This is a genomic window from Mycobacteriales bacterium (genome assembly GCA_030697205.1).
Taxonomy (GTDB): domain Bacteria; phylum Actinomycetota; class Actinomycetes; order Mycobacteriales; family SCTD01; genus JAUYQP01.
The window spans coordinates 19869-35370 of sequence record JAUYQP010000010.1 but is presented as its reverse complement, the minus strand read 5'-3'; the positions used below and the strand labels follow the sequence as shown (position 1 = coordinate 35370).

Genomic DNA, 15502 nt, shown 5'->3' with positions numbered 1-15502 from the left:
GCTGTGGAGCCGGATAGGTCGCCTCTCGCAGTCTTCCTCTTCTATGAGGACGGCAGCGGCGTCGACGCATACGAGTCGCTGTGGGCGGCTTGGCAGGGCGTCGAGGGCATCGATGTGAAGAACGGCGAGTACGTCTTCATCGCTGCGGACGGTCGTCACGTTGAGGCGACGGTCGCTGGCAAGTGGGACGACGACGTGCTTTTGCGGCTGACGGATGTCGACCGCGCGGATGAGCTGCGGCGTCGTTTGGTGCAGGGACTGCCGCGAATGGGCCTGGACGAACGCTTGGCAGACTCTCCGCTGGCTGCGGCACAGGCACTCGCTGACCAACGGTGGCATGTTCGTTGGCCGCGCTGGCCATTGTGGCTAGACCGTAGGTTGCACGGAGAACGCCCCGTGCTGAACCGCACATAGGGGCCGGAGGGACCACCGGGAAGTGCCGTTCTTTGTCCCTCCCTCGGCACCCGGTAAGGGGAGCCGTTCTTGACCACTGCCGCAACTCGGCGCCGCAGCGTACGGTCGGATCGTGGGTGAGCCGAGGACGAGTCACAGTCCGCGCGCAGACAAGTCCGCGCGGCAGGCCGCTCGCGCGGTCGTCGCTGCCTACCACCAGCAGCAACTGGGCAGGCTGCTTGATCACGTGCGCGAGGGGTTCGTGCGACTCGATGCTGGCGAGATCGACGAGTTCGAACTGGACGACCTCATACACCGCTACAAGCGCGCTGCCGCCGGACTCTGGTCCTTCTGTGGCTCGAGCGGCGGACAATGGGAGCAGGCCGCGAACACGCTGGCTTTCCTGCGCGACACGGGCGAACCGGCGCCGGACTGGTGGACGGACGCGGCTCCGCGGCCCCGGCAGTGAGCGTGGCCCGATTCCGCAGGATGTGCCGGCAGGCGTTCGGCGCAGGCAGCTAGACCTAGCCAGCGCAGTTGGCTTGCCGTACAGTGTCCGTACACGAAGGGCACACCATGACCACCACGGACGCACGCCGCCGAAGCCGGCGCCTCGAGGTACGCACGACTCCCGATGAGCGTGAGCTGATCGAGCGAGCCGTGCAGACGCGTGGCGGGGATCTGACGGAGTTCGTGGTGGGGACAGCGGTCGAGGAGGCCCGCCGGGTGCTGGCTGACCGCGACGTGTTCGTGCTGGATAGCGATCAGCGCGCGGCTTGGGAAGCACTCAACACAAGGCCAGCGCGCGAGCTGCGGAGCGTCCGCGCGTTGCTTGAGCGTCCGTCGCCGTTCCTCGAGTGAGCTACCGCTCTCCGGTCCCGCTTCAGCCGCAGCACGAGCTCGAAGATTTCAGCTGCAGTTCGGAGGAGCAGACCAGCTGGCTGCGCCGGCATGCTCGACAGTCCGCTGCCTCCGGAGGTACCAGGGTCTTCGTCGTCACCGAGGTGGGGTCTGACCAGGTCGTCGCGTACTACGCCTGGTGCATGGCGCAGCTGTCTCTCGAGGCCGCTCCCGAGCGGGTCCGCCGGGGCGCCGGCAGGTATCCCCAGCCGGTGGCGCTTCTCGCCCGCTTGGGGGTCGACAGCCGACACGAGCGCCGCGGACTGGGGGCTGGCCTACTCGCCGACGTCCTGCTGCGGTTCGTCGCTGTCGCCGACGAGATCGGGACACGAGCGTTACTCGTCCACGCCGAGTCAGAGACCGCCCGGGACTACTACCTGCACCTGATCCCCGACTTCCTTTCCAGCCCTTCCGACCCGCTGCACCTCGTCCTCCTCGCCAAGGACCTCCGACACACACTTCGCCACTGACCTTCATGACCAAGATCAAGCCAAGACCAAGAGCCGCACACCCCGGTATCTGCGATACGCGGCGCCGTCGCGGGATGGCGCCCGGCGCCGGCGGCTGCTGTCAGTGCGGGTGGATGCGCTGTAGGCAGAGAGTGAGCTGGGCCAAGGCGTAGCCACGCAGCGGCGGGTAGCCGTGCAGGCTGAGCAGGGCTGACACGTCCTCGAGCAGGGCGAGGGTGAGCAGCTCACCGGTGGGCTCGAGCCGGGGGGCGTCGTATGCCCACCCGTCAGGATCGTCATCGCGGCGTGTCATAGACCCAAGGTTGCGCGTCAGGGGACGGCCAACCCCACGGGCGGGCAAGTTGTGGACCGCGAGGTCTGGCCGGGTCTGGCTTGCACGGCCAGCGGCGGCCGAGAACCCCACGACCCGTCTTGGGGTTCTCGGTGGTGATCCTGGGGTTGTACGACCGCACTGTCCGCGCGTGCCTACTTGGTCAGCTGTCGTGCTCTGCGTCGCCGCTGACCCTGCGCGGGCCAGCGCGGCAACGCTCCAGGTGCGCCACCCCCGCACGGGATCCGGGGGTGGCGTGGAGCGTTTGGTCACGTTTTTGGGGCGGTCACAACGCAGCGTCCGCGGCGTGACCGCTACCTCCACGCCGCGCCAAAGCCCTGCGGTGCTTCGGCGCTGTCGGGTCGGGCCGTGATCAGCATCGCCACGCTGGCTGGCGGCGCGTCGGCGCGCTACTACACGCGCGCCGACGGGTGTGAACGCGAGCTGCTCCAGGAGATCGCGGTTCCGGACGAGCGGGCCCTCGCGCGGGACCGGCAAGCCGGGACGGTCGGGTACTACGTGAACGGCCGGGACCTGCCGGGGGAGTGGACCGGCCGCGGCGCCCAGGCTCTCGGCCTGAGCGGTCGCCTCACGGCTGAGGACGCGCGGGTGCTGCAAGACCTGCTCGAGGGCCACCATCGGGACCAGCAGCTGGCCCGCCCGGTCTGGCGCCGCGACGACAGCGGAGCCCGCGTCGACGTACGTCGCGCCGGATTCGACGTGACGTTCTCGGCCCCGAAGAGCGTCAGCACGCTGATGGCTCTGGCCGACCCTGCAGTCGTCGAGCAGGTCCTCGCGGCGCACCGGCACGCCGCTGCGGAGGCTCTCGCGCTACTGGAGAACCTGTCCGCACGCGCGGCCCGCGGGCACCAGGGCGACGGGCAACTCGCGCCGCGGATCGGCACCGACGGATTCGTCGCGGCCGCGTTCACCCACACGACCAGCCGCGCGCTGGACCCACAGCTGCACACCCACGTGGTGATCGCCAACCTCGCCCGCGGCACCGACGGGCGCTGGTCGGCGCTGGACTCCCGCACCCTGCATCGCGAAGCCACCACCGCCAGCTACCTCTACCAACACCGCCTCCGGGCCGAGCTCACCGAGCGGCTCGGCGTGTCCTGGACCGGCATCGACCGGGGCGTCGCCGAAGTCGCCGGGATACCGCTCGGGGTGCGGCGTGAGTTCAGCACTCGCCGCCGCCAGATCGAGCACGCCCTCGAGCAGACGCCCGAGCCGGCGACCCAAAGGGGGCGGGCGCGGCACCTGGCCGCGCAGGCCGCATGCCTGCTCACCCGAACCGCCAAACGCCGTCAGCCGGTGGCGCAGTTGCGCCTCCAGTGGCAGGAGCGCGCCGCCGCTGCCGGGTTCAGCGCAAAGGACCTCACGACGTTGCTCGACCACCCGTCCCCGCCTCCGCCGCCGGGGCAGATGGATGACGCCCTGGGGCGGGTCCTCTCGCCGGAGGGCGTCACGCGCGAAGCAGCGACGTTCGGACAGGGTGCGCTGCTGCGCGAGCTGATCAGCCAGCTCCCACCAGGCGTCGCCACGAGCACGAGCGAGCTGCTCGCTGCGACGTCCGCGGCTGTCCGCACCGACCAGGTCGTGCCGGTCATCACGGCCGACGGCCGCGCCTACACCACCCAGGACCTGCTCGAGACCGAAGCCGCCGCACTCACCCTGGCCACCCGCACGGGGCCGGCCCTGGGACGACTCGATCCGCGACAGGTCGCAGCCATCGTCGCCCGGGCCAAGGGACTGCGTGGCGAGCAGCAGCAGATGACGTTCGCGCTGCTCACCAGCGGCCGGGCCGTCGAGGTCGTCACCGGCCCGGCCGGGTGCGGCAAGACCGCCGGCCTCGCCGTCGCCGCGGACGCCTGGCACGCGGCCGGCATCACCGTGACAGGCACCGCCGTGGCCGCGCTCACCGCGCAGGGGCTGGAGCAGGCCAGCGGCGTCCCCGCCGTGTCCCTCACCCGCACCCTCACTCAGCCGGACAGGCACGTCCCGACCGGGGGAGTGCTGCTCGTCGACGAGGCCGGGATGATCGGCACCCGCCAACTCCACACGCTGCTCACCCTCGCCGCGGAGCGGGATTGCAAGGTCGTGCTCGTCGGGGACCCGCAGCAGCTGCCCGAGCTCCAAGCCGGCGGTATGTTCGCGCGCCTCACCCGTGAACCCACTGCCCTCGTCCTCGACGGCCATCACCGGCAGCAGCACCCCTGGGAACGCGACGCCCTCGAGCGGCTGCGCGACGGTGACACCATCACCGCCCTGGAGATCTACCGGCAGCACGAGCGACTGCACACCAGCCACGAGGCCGACCAGATCCGCGCCGCTGCTGTCACGGCCTACCTCACCAGCCGCGCCCAGCACGCCGATCCCTGGCAGACCGTGCTGCTCGCCAGCACCCGCGACGACGTCCAGGTCCTGAACGAGCAGGTCCGTGACCGCCTTCAGGCCGCTGGGCAGCTCGGCAGGCGAGAGCTCAGGATCGACACCGACGAAGGGCAGATCGGGTTTCGCCAGGGCGATCAGGTCCTGGTGACCCGCAACGACCACGCCCTCGGACTGCTCAACGGCACAACGGCCATCGTCTTCGCCCTTCAGCCTGACGGTCTGATCCTGCGCACCACCAGCGGCCGAGACGTCCGCGTCGAGCGAGCCTGGCTGCAGGAAGGGTGCCTCGACCACGGCTATGCGATGACCTTGCACAAGGCCCAAGGCCGCACCGTCCACACAGCCCTGGTCGTCGGCGGCGACAGCCTGTCGAGCCAAGCCGGTTACGTCGGCCTGAGCCGTGGCACGCACGCCAACCACCTGTTCCTCACCACCCGCGACGTGCACGACCTCACCACCGACTGCGGTCACGCCGCCCAACACCGACCGCCCAGCCGCGTGGTCCGGCCCTCCCCGCTGACTCGGGATGCCCGGCAACGGCTGGCCAGCGAACTGCTGCGACGTGAGACGCAACGCCTCCGTCGCTATTCACAACCTCATCGTGAGCTCCCCGAAGACCGTGCCGCTGCCATAGGCAGGCGGGGGAGGTGACCCATGGCCAGCGTCAACCGTCGCGCTGAGGGAGGCGGCTACCAGGTCCGCTTCCGCGACCCCGCCGGGATCCAGCGCGCGAAGACCTTCCGCCGCAAGGGTGACGCTGATCGGTTCGCGACCACCCTCGAAGCCGACAAGCTCCGCGGCGCCTACGTCGACCCGACCGCAGGGCGCATCAAGCTGCGGGACTTCGCAGAGCAGTGGCTCGCTGCCCAGACCTTCGACGAATCCACCCGCATCGCCACCGAGCTGCGCCTGCGCCTGCACGTGTCACCGCACCTGGGGGACCGTGCGATCAACGCAATCAAGCCGTCCGACGTGCAGGCCTGGCTGCGGCTGCTCCAACAACGGCTCGCGCCGCGCTACGTCCGCGTCGTGCACGCGAACCTCTCTGCGCTGTTCAACGCGGCCATCGACGACGACCGGCTCGCGAAGAACCCCTGCAGCGCAGCGTCTGTGCGGCTGCCGGCCCTCGATGACGGCCGGGTGCGACCGTGGTCCGTCGAGCAGGTGCGCGCCGTCAAGGCCGCCCTACCTGCGAGGTACCGCCTCATCGTCACCCTCGCTGCCGGCTGCGGCCTGCGCCAGGGCGAGCTGTTCGGGCTGGCCGAGGAGGACGTGGACCTCAAGGAAGGCGTCCTGCACGTCCGCCGGCAGGTCAAGATCCTCGGACCGCACCAGGTGTACGCGCCGCCGAAGGGCCGCAAGACCCGGGAGGTGCCGCTGCCGGAGACCGTCGCCCTCGAAGTGTCGGCCTACCTTCAGGACTACCCCGCACGGACGGCCGGCCTGCCCTGGCAGCTCGTCGACGGACCGGAGCGTCATGTGGCCCTGCTGCTCACGTCCCGGGAGTCCAAGCCGCTCAACCGCAACTACGTCAACCGCCGGATCTGGAAGCCGGCGCTTCTGGCGGCGGGGCTGCCCACCAGCCGGGAGAACGGCATGCATGCGCTGCGCCACTTCTACGCCAGCGTGCTGCTTGACGAGGGCGAGAGCGTGCGAGCCGTCGCGAGCTACCTCGGCCACGCCGACCCCGGCTTCACCCTGCGCGTCTACACCCACCTGATGCCCGCCAGCGAGGAGCGCACCAAGCGGGCTATCGACCGCGTCCTGGGCTGACGGACCCCCGGACGACGACGAAGCCGCCGGACTCCAGAAAGTCCGGCGGCTTCGTGCTTTCCGAGGTGTGCACAGAATGTGCACACCCAGGGCCTCCGAACGGCAAAGCTGCAGGTCAGAGGCCTGTCTGACTAGATGTCGTAGTAGAGCGCGAACTCGTAGGGGTGCGGGCGCAGGCGCAGGGCGTCGATCTCGACGGTGCGCTTGTACTCGATCCACGTCTCGATGAGGTCGGGGGTGAAGACGCCACCCTCGAGCAGGTAGTCGTGGTCGGCCTCGAGGGCGTCGAGGACCTCGGAGAGGGAGCCGGGGACCTGGGCGACGTTGGCGAGCTCGTCCGGGGGCAGCTCGTAGAGGTCCTTGTCGACCGGGACCGGCGGCTCGATCTTGTTCTTGATGCCGTCGAGGCCGGCCATGAGCATCGCCGAGAACGCGAGGTAGGGGTTGCTCGACGGGTCGGGGCAGCGGAACTCGAGGCGCTTGGCCTTCGGGTTCGAGCCCGTGATCGGGATGCGGATGCACGCCGAGCGGTTGCGCTGGCTGTAGACCAGGTTGACCGGGGCCTCGAAGCCGGGGACGAGGCGGTGGTAGCTGTTGACCGTCGGGTTGGTGAAGGCCAGCAGCGACGGGGCGTGCTTGAGCAGGCCACCGATGTAGTAGCGCGCGGTGTCGGACAGGCCCGCGTAGCCGACCTCGTCGTAGAACAGCGGGGACCCGTCCTGCCACAGGGACATGTGGCAGTGCATGCCGGAGCCGTTGTCGCCCTGGACCGGCTTGGGCATGAAGGTGACCGTCTTGCCCGCGGCGTGGGCGGTGTTCTTGATGATGTACTTGAACAGCATCAGGTTGTCGGCGCTCTCGAGCAGCTGGCCGAACTTGTAGTTGATCTCGGCCTGGCCGGCGGAGCCGACCTCGTGGTGGCCGCGCTCGACGATCATGCCGGCAGCCTCGAGGTTGACGGCCATCTCGTCGCGCAGGTCGGCGTAGTGGTCGGTCGGGGAGACCGGGAAGTAGCCGCCCTTGGTGCGCGGCTTGTAGCCGAGGTTGCCCCCGACCTCGTCCTTGCCGGTGTTCCAGGCCGCGGCCTTGGCGTCGATCTTGTAGGACGCCGTCTCGGGCTTGTCCTCGTACTGCACCGAGTCGAAGATGTAGAACTCCGCCTCGGCGCCGAAGAAGGCGGTGTCGGCGATGCCGGAGCCCTTGAGGTAGGCCTCGGCCTTCTTCGCCACGTTGCGCGGGTCGCGGGAGTAGGCCTCACCGGTCAGCGGGTCGTGGATGAAGAAGTTGACGATGAGGGTCTTGCGAACCCGGAACGGGTCGAGGCGCGCGGTGGTCGGGTCCGGGAGCAGGAGCATGTCCGACTCGTGGATCTCCTGGAAGCCGCGGATCGACGAGCCGTCGAAGCCGAGACCGTCGGTGAAGACGTCCTCGGTGAACGAGCCGGCGGGCACCGTGAAGTGCTGCATCACGCCCGGCAGGTCGCAGAACCGCACGTCGACCATCTCGACGGCTTCCTTCTTGATGTAGCTCAGGACCTCGCTGGCGTCCTTGAACACGTGTACGTCCTCCGGCTCGTGGGGTGTCGACACCGCACGCTAGCCAGGGGCTGTGACCCCCCGGTGTCCCGTGTGTTTCGGTGCCGTTACGCGGACTGTGGTCGTGCGGAGCAGCGGGCCTGGCGACGTCGGCAGGCGGCTGGCATGCGGTACAGCGGGTCCGAGGCTAGCCTGGCCGTGTGGCGAGACCGACAGGGACCTGGTTGTCAGGCCTCGGCGCGGCCGGAGTCGAGATCCGGCCGGCCGGCGGGCACCGCGGCCACCGCTTCGGGCTCCCGGCCGACGGCCCCGGTTCGGTCGCGAGCTTCGGCCGTCGTTCAGCCGCCTTCGCGATCGACGCGCTGGCGTCCGGCTTCATCGCTGGCCTGTTCATCCGTGACCCTGAGTCCGCGGCCAGGGGCCTGCTGGGCGTCGCCGTTCTCGGGGCGGTCTACGTCCTGCTCGTCCCGCTCGTCGGACAGACCCCGGGCATGCGACTGCTGCGCCTGCGCCTGGTCAGCACCTCGCAGGGCCCGCTGTCGCTGCCGCGCGCACTGCTGCGCTTCGCACTGCTCGGCCTGCTGCTGCCTGCCCTCGTCAGCGACCCGGACGGTCGCGGGCTGCACGACAAGGCCGTCGGCAGCGTCGTCGTCCGCGCCTGAGAGCGCGCTCCGGCAGACGAGCACGGTGACGCTCCACGGACGCAACTCGTCGTACGACGAGAAGGGGCTGTGACCCGGCCGGCCCGACCGCCGCAGCGTTGCTGGTCTCCGACTACCTCGTCTTGCCGCGCGGCACCCGGCCGCTGGTGGGCATCGGGCCCTTGGGGATGGGCATGGCGCCCTGCACGTTGGCCAGGGCCTTGAGGCGTCGGTCGAGCTCGTTGACGGTCTTGGGCTTGATGTTGCGTGGCAGCTTGATGAGGTGCCGCTCGAGGGCCTTGAGGGGGATCTGACCCTCGTCGTTGCCGATGACGACGTCGTAGACGGGGGTCTCGCCGATGACCCGCGCGACCCGCTTCTTCTCGGTCGCGATGAGCTGGCGGGTCCGGGCGGGGGAGCCCTCGGCGACGAGGATGACGCCGGGGCGGCCGATGACGCGGTGGACGAGGTCCTGCTCGCGGTTGAAGCCGACCGCGGGGGTCACGCGCCAGTCGCCGCGCATGCGCTGCAGGACGAACGCGCCCGCACCGAGCTGGCCCTCGGCCTGGTTGTACATCGTGCGCTGCACCCGGCGGCCGAAGACGAGCGTCGTGACGAGCGCGCCCATCAGGACTCCGAGGATGCCCAGCAGCACCGGCTGGCCGACGACGAGCCCGATCGAGACGAACAGCGCGAGGGTGAGCAGGAACGCCGCCAGCAGGACCCACGGCAGTTTCGGGTCGGTCTGGCGGGTGATGGTGAAGGCCTGCCGGAGCTGCTTGACCCGCTCGCCGCGCGGCGCCTTCGCGCGCTTGGCCTTCTTCGGCTTGCTGTCCTTGCTCTTCCGGTCCGCCATGGTGACGAGCCTAGTCAGCGGTGCCCGCGTCGCGGGCCGCCCGGCGCGCGGCCCGGTCGGCGCGCTCCTGCGCGTCGGCCGCCTCGGCCTCCTCGAGCGTCGGGGCAGTGCCGCCGAGCGCCCGTGGGACCCACCAGGTGTCGTCGGGGGTGCGCGGCCCGCCGGGGTAGCTGCCGCGGGCCTCCTCGAGCAGGACCTGCATGCGGGCCTTGAGCTCGGCGGTCACGGCCAGCGGGTCGGCGGCGGGGTCCGGGGTGAAGGGCTCGCCCACGACCATGCGGATCGGGGTGCCGCGGGTGAGGTCCTTCTTGCGGCCCTTGGTCATCACGCGCTGGCTGCCCCAGACGACGACCGGCAGCAGCGGCACGCCGGCCTCCTGCGCCATCCGTGCGGCGCCCGTCTTGAAGGCCTTCAGCTCGAACGACTGCGAGATCGTCGCCTCCGGGAAGACACCCACGATCTCACCGGCCGACAGCGCCTTCACCGCGGCCTGGTAGCTGTCGCTCGCCGCACCCGCCCGGTCGACGGGGATGTGCTTCATGCCGCGCATGAGGGGGCCGCTGACCTTGTGGTCGAAGACCTCCTTCTTGGCCATGAAGCGCACCAGCCTGCGGGCCGGCTGCGCCGTGAGGCCCGCGAAGGTGAAGTCGAGGTAGCCGACGTGGTTGATCGCCATCACCGCCCCGCCCGTGCGGGGCACGTGCTGCTCGCCGGTGATGACGAAGCGCAGCCCGAGGGCGCGGAAGACCGTCTTCGTCAGGCGGACGACGGGCGGGTAGACGAGCTCGGCCATGGGGGCACGCTAGCCCCCGGCGGGTCAGCGGGCCGTGCGGACCCGCTCCTGGTCGCGGGTGGTCGCGGCGTCGAGCGCGCTCGCGGCCTCGCGCCGGGCACGGGCCATCGACGCGTCGGCGCTCATCGACGCCCACGCGTTGCGCCGGGCTCCCCGCTGGCCGCCGTGGGGAAGGGTCTGCAGCAGGAGCTCCTGCACAGTCGAGAGGAACGACACGGGCGACATGAGCAGCATGGTGACCTCCAGGGGAACGGCGTCACGGATGAGGATGGCGGAGGCGTGTGACGGGCGTGTGACACGTCGGTGAACCTCGCGGATCGACTCGGTCCATCCCTCGTTGTTTCGGCAGTGTCGCACCTGCTCCTGCGGGCTCACCCTCATGCCGCTGGTCACAGCGTGGGACGGTGGGGCGGTGGTCCTGCAGGTGCGCGGTGAGCCGACCCACCCGGGTCTGCTCGACCTGCCGTGGTCGGTGCCGCTCGAGCAGTGGCCGGCCGAGCGGCTGGTCGGCCTCCCTCGAGGCATCTCGCGCCACGTCGTGCGCTTCGTGCGGGTCGACGACACCGTCTTCGCGGTGAAGGAGATCGGCCACTGGTCGGCCGAGCGGGAGTACGCCGTCCTCCGTGCGCTCGACCGCGCCGGTGTGCCGGCCGTCCATCCCGTCGGCATCGTCGACGGCCGCACCGCTCCCGACGGCGAGCCGCTCGAGACCGCGCTCGTCACCCGCCACCTGGAGTTCTCGCTGCCCTACCGCGCGCTGCTGTCGCAGACGCTGCGCCCGGAGACCGCGGTCCGTCTGCTCGACGCCCTCGCCGTGCTGCTCGTCCGGCTGCACCTCGGCGGCTTCTACTGGGGCGACTGCTCGCTGTCCAACACGCTGTTCCGCCGCGACGCCGGCTCGTTCTCGGCCTACCTCGTCGACGCCGAGACGACCGAGCACCACGAGGTCCTCTCCGAGGGTCAGCGCAGCTACGACCTGCAGCTGGCCCGCACCAACACCATCGGTGAGCTCATGGACCTGCAGGCCGGCGAGCTGCTCGACCCGGCCACGGACCCCGTCGAGACCGGCGACACCATCGCCGCCCGCTACGAAGCGCTCTGGTCGGCGCTCACCGGCCGCCAGACGATCGGGGTGGGGGAGCGCTTCAAGGTCGACGCCCGCATCCGCAAGCTCAACGAACTCGGGTTCGACGTCGCCGAGCTCGAGGTCCTGCGCGACGAGTCCGGCGACAGCGTCCAGGTGCAGCCCAAGGTCGTCGACGCCGGCCACCACGCGCGCCGGCTGCTGCGCCTCACCGGCCTCGACGTCGAGGAGAACCAGGCCCGCCGGCTGCTCAACGACCTCGACTCCTACCGCGCGGCCACCGGCCAGGAGACCGAGCCGGAGGAGATCGTCGCCCACGACTGGCTGACCGCGAGCTTCCAGCCCGTCGTGCGCGCCGTGCCCCGCGAGCTGCGCGGCAAGCTCGAGGCCGCCGAGGTCTTCCACGAGGTCCTCGAGCACCGGTGGTTCCTCTCCGAGGCGGCCGGGCACGACATCGGCCTGCTGCCCGCCACCCGCAGCTACGTCGACACCGTCCTGCGCCACAAGCCCGACGAGCGCGCCCTGCTCACGCCCGTGGAGGGCCCATGACCAGCGCCTACGGCTACGGCGTCGCGACCAGTGCCTTCCAGATCGAGGGGGCGTACGACGAGGACGGCCGCGGGCCGTCCACCTGGGACGAGTTCTGCACCCGTCCGGGTGCGGTGCTGGACGCCTCCGACGGCCGGGTCGCCTGCGACAGCTACCACCGGGTCGACGACGACCTGCGGCTGCTGAGCGACCTGGGGGTCTCGGCGTACCGCTTCTCGATCGCCTGGCCGCGGGTGCAGCCCAGCGGGCAGGGGCCGGTCAACTCCGCAGGGCTCGACTTCTACGACGGGCTCGTCGACCGGCTGCTGGAGCGCGGGATCCGGCCCTTCCCGACGCTGTTCCACTGGGACCTGCCGCTGGCGCTCGAGCAGGCCGGCGGCTGGCCCGCGCGCGACACCGCGCACCGCTTCGCCGACTACGCGATGGTGGTCGCCGACCGGCTCGCCGACCGGGTCCCGTCCTGGGCGACGATGAACGAGCCGTGGTGCACGGCCTTCCTCGGCCACGCGGCCGGGGTCTTCGCGCCCGGGGTCCGCGAGCCTGCTCGGGCCTTCGACGCCGCGCACCACCTGCTGCTCGGTCACGCCCTCGCCGCCGACGCCGTGCGCGCTGCCCACTCCAGCGCGGAAGTCGGCATCGTCCTCAACCTCACGACGGTGCGCTGCGAGCCCGACGGCGACCCGGTCGCGGCAGACGTCGTCGACGCCTTGCAGAACAGGCTCTGGGTCGACGCCCTCGTCGACGGGACCTACCCGAGCGCCCTGCCCGCGCTGGCCGGCCGCGAGGACGACCTCGCGCTGGTGCGCGGCTCCGCCGACTGGATCGGCGTCAACTACTACACGCCGTTCCGCATCGGTCCGCCCGCGCCGGCGGCCGGAGGGGTCGGGCAGGACGTCGACGCCTTCCCCGGGGCTCCGGACTTCTCCTTCGCGCCGCGACCGCCGCTCACGACGATGGGCTGGGAGGTCGACGCGACCGGGCTCGTCGACACGCTGCGGTGGGTCGCGGCGCGTGCCCCCGGCGTGCCGCTGCGGGTCACCGAGAACGGCGGCGCCTTCCCCGACCCGCCCGGCGAGCCCGACCTCGACCGCGTCGACTACCTGCGCACCCACCTCGCGGCCCTGGACGAGGCCGTCGCCGCCGGTGTGCCGGTGCGTGACTACTTCGCCTGGTCGCTGCTCGACAACTTCGAGTGGGCGCAGGGCTACACGCAGCGCTTCGGGCTCGTCGCGGTGGAGGCGGGCACGCTGCGTCGGGTGCCGAAGGCGTCGTATGCCTTCTACGCCGCGCTGATCGCCGACCGCCTTGCCGGGCGGGCATGACCGACGTCGTCGAGGGTCCTGTCGACGGCCTGGCTGCCCGCCGAGTCCCGCAGGCGCTGCTCGTGGCGCTGGCTGCCACGGCGGTGCTCGGCACCGGCGTCGACAGGGTCGCGGCCGACGGTGAGCAGCGGGCCCTGCTGGCGTGTGTCGAGGCCGGCGAGGCGGTGCAGGCTCACGAAGCTGCGCGCGCCGCGGGGACCGTGCAGTACGCCTCGCCGCAGCTCACCGGGGCCTCGACGCCCGCGGCGGTGCGCGCCTCGCTGGAGGCCCTGGTGGCCGGGGTCGCGGGGGAGGCCGCCCCGCAGGTGGACGCCGCCCGTGCCGACTGCGCGGGGGTCGGTGCGCTCGCCTGGCACGGCCGGGAGCGCCGGGCCCGCGACGCCTACGCCGCGCTGCTGGCGGCCGAGCGCGACCGCTGGCGGGCGGTCGCCACCGACGTCTCGGTGCTCTTCGAGCCGGACGCGTCCGTGGCGGCCCTGCGCTCCCGGGCGCTGGCGTCGCTGGTCGCGGCACTGGCCGGTGAGCAGGAGCGCCGTGTGCGCGACCTGCTGGGTGCCTGACGCGTCAGCCCTTGAGGCCGCCGGCGAGCAGGCCGCGGACGAAGAACCGCTGCAGGGACAGGAAGACCGCGACGGGTACGACGATCGCGACGAACGCGCCCGCCGACAGCAGGTGGTTCTGGGTGCCCTGGGTGCCGACCAAATTGGCCAGCGCGACCGTGATCGGCTGCGTGTCGGAGGTGCTGGCGAAGGTCAGCGCGACGAGCAGGTCGTTCCAGACCCAGAGGAACTGGAAGATGCCGATCGCGGCGAGCGCCGGGGTGAGCAGCGGGAGCAGGACCCGGAAGAAGATGCCGACGTGGCCGGCGCCGTCCATGCGGGCCGCCTCGATGAGCTCCTTGGGGATCTCGCGCATGAAGTTGTGCAGCAGGAAGATCGCGAGCGGCAGCGCGAAGATCGAGTGCGAGATCCAGACCGTGGCGAACTCACCCGCGAGGCCGGTGTCGACGTAGAGCTTGAGCAGCGGGATGAGGGTCACCTGGATCGGCACGATCTGCAGCGCGAAGACCGCGACGAACAGCAGGTTGCGGCCGCGGAAGTCGATCCAGGCGAAGGTGTAGGCGGCCAGCGCGGCCAGGCAGATCGGGATGACCACCGACGGGATGACGATGACGAACGAGTTGACGAAGTAGCTGCCGAGGCCGGCGCTGCCGGTCGAGCTCAGCACCTCGCGGTAGTTGTCGAGGGTGTACTGCGGGTCCTTGAAGAAGGTCCACCAGCCGCTGGTCTTGATCTGTCGCTCGGGTCGGATCGAAGTGACGGCGAGGCCGAAGGTCGGCAGCGTCCACAGCACCGCGATGACGACGGCGGCGAGCGAGGCCCACTTCGAGGTGAGCCGGCGCTTGGCCTTGGCCGAGGCGCTCTCGAGGGGCTTCATCGGGGGCGTGGTCGTGACGGGCACGGCAGTGCCGGTCTGGCCGGTCGTCATCGTGCCTCCGAGGCGCGCAGCTGGCGGATGTTGTAGGCGACGATCGGCAGGACGAGGGCGAACAGCAGCACCGCGAGCGCGGCCCCGAGGCCCTGCTCGTCGCTGCGGAAGCTCTGGCTGTAGAACTCGTTGGCCACGACGCTGGTGTCGAACTGCCCGCCCGTCATGGTGCGGACGATGTCGAAGACCTTCAGCGTCGCGATGCCGATGGTGGTGAGCACCACGATGAGGGCGGGCCGGATGCTCGGCACGGTGACGAACCGGAACATCCCCCAGGCCCGGACCCCGTCGAGGCGAGCGGCCTCGACGATGTCCTCGGGGATGGCCTTGATGGCCGCCGACAGCACCGTCATCGCGAAGCCGGCCTGGATCCAGATCATCACGATGATGAGCAGAAGGGTGTTCCACGGCTCGTTGATCAGCCACTGCTGCGGTGGCAGCCCGGCGGTGACGAGCAGCTGGTTGAGCAGGCCGATCTGCTTGATGCCGGGCTGGTCCGGGCGGAACTCGTAGACCAGCTTCCAGATGATGGACGCGCCGACGAAGGAGATCGCCATGGGCAGGAAGATCAGCGCCTTCGCGAAGGCCTCGACGCGGGCCTTGTCGATGAGGATCGCGTAGAGCAGCCCCACCGCGGTGGCCACGAACGGCGTCACGACGACCCACAGGAAGGTGTTGCGCAGCACCGTGACCTGGTCGGGCGTCGTGAAGATGGTCGTGTAGTTGTCGATGCCGACGAAGGCGCTGCCAGCGGCGTCGAAGAAGGAGAAGTAGATCGTCTGCAGGCCGGGGTAGACCAGGCCGACGAGCACCAGCAGCACGGTGGGGAGCAGGAACGCACCGGCGACCACGCGATCGCCCTTGCGGCCCCCGAAGCGGGACGCGACGAGCAGGATCACGCCCATCACGGCGAGGAAGACCGAGAGCGCGCCGGCCATCTCGAGGAACTTCTGACTGGGACTCACGTCTCACCTCGGGTGCCTGGTCGGGG

17 protein-coding genes are annotated in these 15502 nt (G+C 70.8%); 10 read left to right on the top strand and 7 right to left on the bottom strand.

Features of this window, described 5'->3' with window-relative positions:
• Nucleotides 1–3 precede the first annotated feature (3 nt).
• From Q8R60_02180 to Q8R60_02165, 4 genes are all read left to right on the top strand, one after another.
• A complete protein-coding gene (locus tag Q8R60_02180; GenBank protein MDP3711280.1) occupies nucleotides 4–414 on the top strand; it encodes a hypothetical protein in 411 nt (136 codons plus the stop codon).
• Between the two features lie 112 nt (nucleotides 415–526).
• A complete protein-coding gene (locus tag Q8R60_02175) occupies nucleotides 527–862 on the top strand; it encodes a hypothetical protein (GenBank protein MDP3711279.1) in 336 nt (111 codons plus the stop codon).
• 107 nt (nucleotides 863–969) lie between these two features.
• Nucleotides 970–1254: a DUF1778 domain-containing protein gene (locus tag Q8R60_02170; protein MDP3711278.1), complete on the top strand. Its 285-nt coding sequence runs from the start codon at nucleotides 970–972 to the stop codon at nucleotides 1252–1254.
• Nucleotides 1255–1436: 182 nt separating this feature from the next.
• Nucleotides 1437–1763, top strand: a complete 327-nt coding sequence (locus Q8R60_02165) for a hypothetical protein (protein MDP3711277.1) — start codon at nucleotides 1437–1439, stop codon at nucleotides 1761–1763.
• Nucleotides 1764–1863: 100 nt separating this feature from the next.
• Here the strand turns inward: Q8R60_02165 and Q8R60_02160 are convergent, their stop codons facing one another.
• The gene (locus tag Q8R60_02160; protein MDP3711276.1) at nucleotides 1864–2055 is read right to left on the bottom strand and encodes a hypothetical protein; all 192 of its coding nucleotides are present in this window, start codon (nucleotides 2053–2055) and stop codon (nucleotides 1864–1866) included.
• 387 nt (nucleotides 2056–2442) lie between these two features.
• Between Q8R60_02160 and mobF the strand changes: the two genes are divergently transcribed.
• Together mobF and Q8R60_02150 are read left to right on the top strand one after the other, a co-directional pair.
• Entirely contained in the window at nucleotides 2443–5121 is a 2679-nt protein-coding gene (gene mobF, locus Q8R60_02155; protein MDP3711275.1) for a MobF family relaxase, read from the top strand.
• Nucleotides 5122–5124: 3 nt separating this feature from the next.
• A complete protein-coding gene (locus tag Q8R60_02150; protein ID MDP3711274.1) occupies nucleotides 5125–6243 on the top strand; it encodes a tyrosine-type recombinase/integrase in 1119 nt (372 codons plus the stop codon).
• Nucleotides 6244–6374: 131 nt separating this feature from the next.
• Here the strand turns inward: Q8R60_02150 and glnA are convergent, their stop codons facing one another.
• Nucleotides 6375–7799 carry a type I glutamate--ammonia ligase gene (glnA, locus tag Q8R60_02145; GenBank protein MDP3711273.1) on the bottom strand — a complete coding sequence of 475 codons (1425 nt, stop codon included), beginning with the start codon at nucleotides 7797–7799 and terminating at the stop codon, nucleotides 6375–6377.
• Between the two features lie 179 nt (nucleotides 7800–7978).
• On the opposite strand from glnA, the gene Q8R60_02140 reads away from it, so the two are divergent.
• Entirely contained in the window at nucleotides 7979–8440 is a 462-nt protein-coding gene (locus Q8R60_02140) for an RDD family protein (GenBank protein MDP3711272.1), read from the top strand.
• 112 nt (nucleotides 8441–8552) lie between these two features.
• Here the strand turns inward: Q8R60_02140 and Q8R60_02135 are convergent, their stop codons facing one another.
• The 3 genes from Q8R60_02135 to Q8R60_02125 are packed head-to-tail and all read right to left on the bottom strand — an operon-like array spanning nucleotide 8553 to nucleotide 10302.
• On the bottom strand, nucleotides 8553–9275 hold the full coding sequence (locus tag Q8R60_02135) for a DUF4191 domain-containing protein (protein MDP3711271.1): 723 nt from the start codon (nucleotides 9273–9275) through the stop codon (nucleotides 8553–8555).
• 10 nt (nucleotides 9276–9285) lie between these two features.
• A complete protein-coding gene (locus Q8R60_02130) occupies nucleotides 9286–10068 on the bottom strand; it encodes a lysophospholipid acyltransferase family protein (GenBank protein ID MDP3711270.1) in 783 nt (260 codons plus the stop codon).
• 24 nt (nucleotides 10069–10092) lie between these two features.
• A complete protein-coding gene (locus Q8R60_02125; protein ID MDP3711269.1) occupies nucleotides 10093–10302 on the bottom strand; it encodes a hypothetical protein in 210 nt (69 codons plus the stop codon).
• A gap of 145 nt (nucleotides 10303–10447) precedes the next feature.
• Between Q8R60_02125 and Q8R60_02120 the strand changes: the two genes are divergently transcribed.
• The 3 genes from Q8R60_02120 to Q8R60_02110 are packed head-to-tail and all read left to right on the top strand — an operon-like array spanning nucleotide 10448 to nucleotide 13583.
• Nucleotides 10448–11701: a DUF4032 domain-containing protein gene (locus Q8R60_02120; protein ID MDP3711268.1), complete on the top strand. Its 1254-nt coding sequence runs from the start codon at nucleotides 10448–10450 to the stop codon at nucleotides 11699–11701.
• Entirely contained in the window at nucleotides 11698–13023 is a 1326-nt protein-coding gene (locus tag Q8R60_02115) for a GH1 family beta-glucosidase (protein MDP3711267.1), read from the top strand. The genes Q8R60_02120 and Q8R60_02115 overlap by 4 nt, the downstream gene beginning before the upstream one ends.
• Nucleotides 13020–13583 carry a hypothetical protein gene (locus Q8R60_02110; GenBank protein MDP3711266.1) on the top strand — a complete coding sequence of 188 codons (564 nt, stop codon included), beginning with the start codon at nucleotides 13020–13022 and terminating at the stop codon, nucleotides 13581–13583. The genes Q8R60_02115 and Q8R60_02110 overlap by 4 nt, the downstream gene beginning before the upstream one ends.
• Nucleotides 13584–13587: 4 nt before the next feature.
• On the opposite strand, the gene Q8R60_02105 is transcribed toward Q8R60_02110, so the two are convergent.
• The gene (locus Q8R60_02105; protein MDP3711265.1) at nucleotides 13588–14511 is read right to left on the bottom strand and encodes a carbohydrate ABC transporter permease; all 924 of its coding nucleotides are present in this window, start codon (nucleotides 14509–14511) and stop codon (nucleotides 13588–13590) included.
• Nucleotides 14508–15476, bottom strand: a complete 969-nt coding sequence (locus Q8R60_02100; protein ID MDP3711264.1) for a sugar ABC transporter permease — start codon at nucleotides 15474–15476, stop codon at nucleotides 14508–14510. The genes Q8R60_02105 and Q8R60_02100 overlap by 4 nt, the downstream gene beginning before the upstream one ends.
• Between the last annotated feature and the right edge of the window lie 26 nt (nucleotides 15477–15502).

Coding starts and splice junctions, on each gene's coding strand:
- Q8R60_02135 (MDP3711271.1), bottom strand. CDS start 9,275: ATGGCGGACCGGAAGAGCAAGGACAGCAAGCCGAAGAAGGCCAAGCGC.
- Q8R60_02120 (MDP3711268.1), top strand. CDS start 10,448: ATGCCGCTGGTCACAGCGTGGGACGGTGGGGCGGTGGTCCTGCAGGTG.
- Q8R60_02160 (MDP3711276.1), bottom strand. CDS start 2,055: ATGACACGCCGCGATGACGATCCTGACGGGTGGGCATACGACGCCCCC.
- Q8R60_02130 (MDP3711270.1), bottom strand. CDS start 10,068: ATGGCCGAGCTCGTCTACCCGCCCGTCGTCCGCCTGACGAAGACGGTC.
- Q8R60_02125 (MDP3711269.1), bottom strand. CDS start 10,302: ATGCTGCTCATGTCGCCCGTGTCGTTCCTCTCGACTGTGCAGGAGCTC.
- Q8R60_02105 (MDP3711265.1), bottom strand. CDS start 14,511: ATGACGACCGGCCAGACCGGCACTGCCGTGCCCGTCACGACCACGCCC.
- Q8R60_02115 (MDP3711267.1), top strand. CDS start 11,698: ATGACCAGCGCCTACGGCTACGGCGTCGCGACCAGTGCCTTCCAGATC.
- Q8R60_02150 (MDP3711274.1), top strand. CDS start 5,125: ATGGCCAGCGTCAACCGTCGCGCTGAGGGAGGCGGCTACCAGGTCCGC.
- Q8R60_02170 (MDP3711278.1), top strand. CDS start 970: ATGACCACCACGGACGCACGCCGCCGAAGCCGGCGCCTCGAGGTACGC.
- Q8R60_02165 (MDP3711277.1), top strand. CDS start 1,437: ATGGCGCAGCTGTCTCTCGAGGCCGCTCCCGAGCGGGTCCGCCGGGGC.
- Q8R60_02110 (MDP3711266.1), top strand. CDS start 13,020: ATGACCGACGTCGTCGAGGGTCCTGTCGACGGCCTGGCTGCCCGCCGA.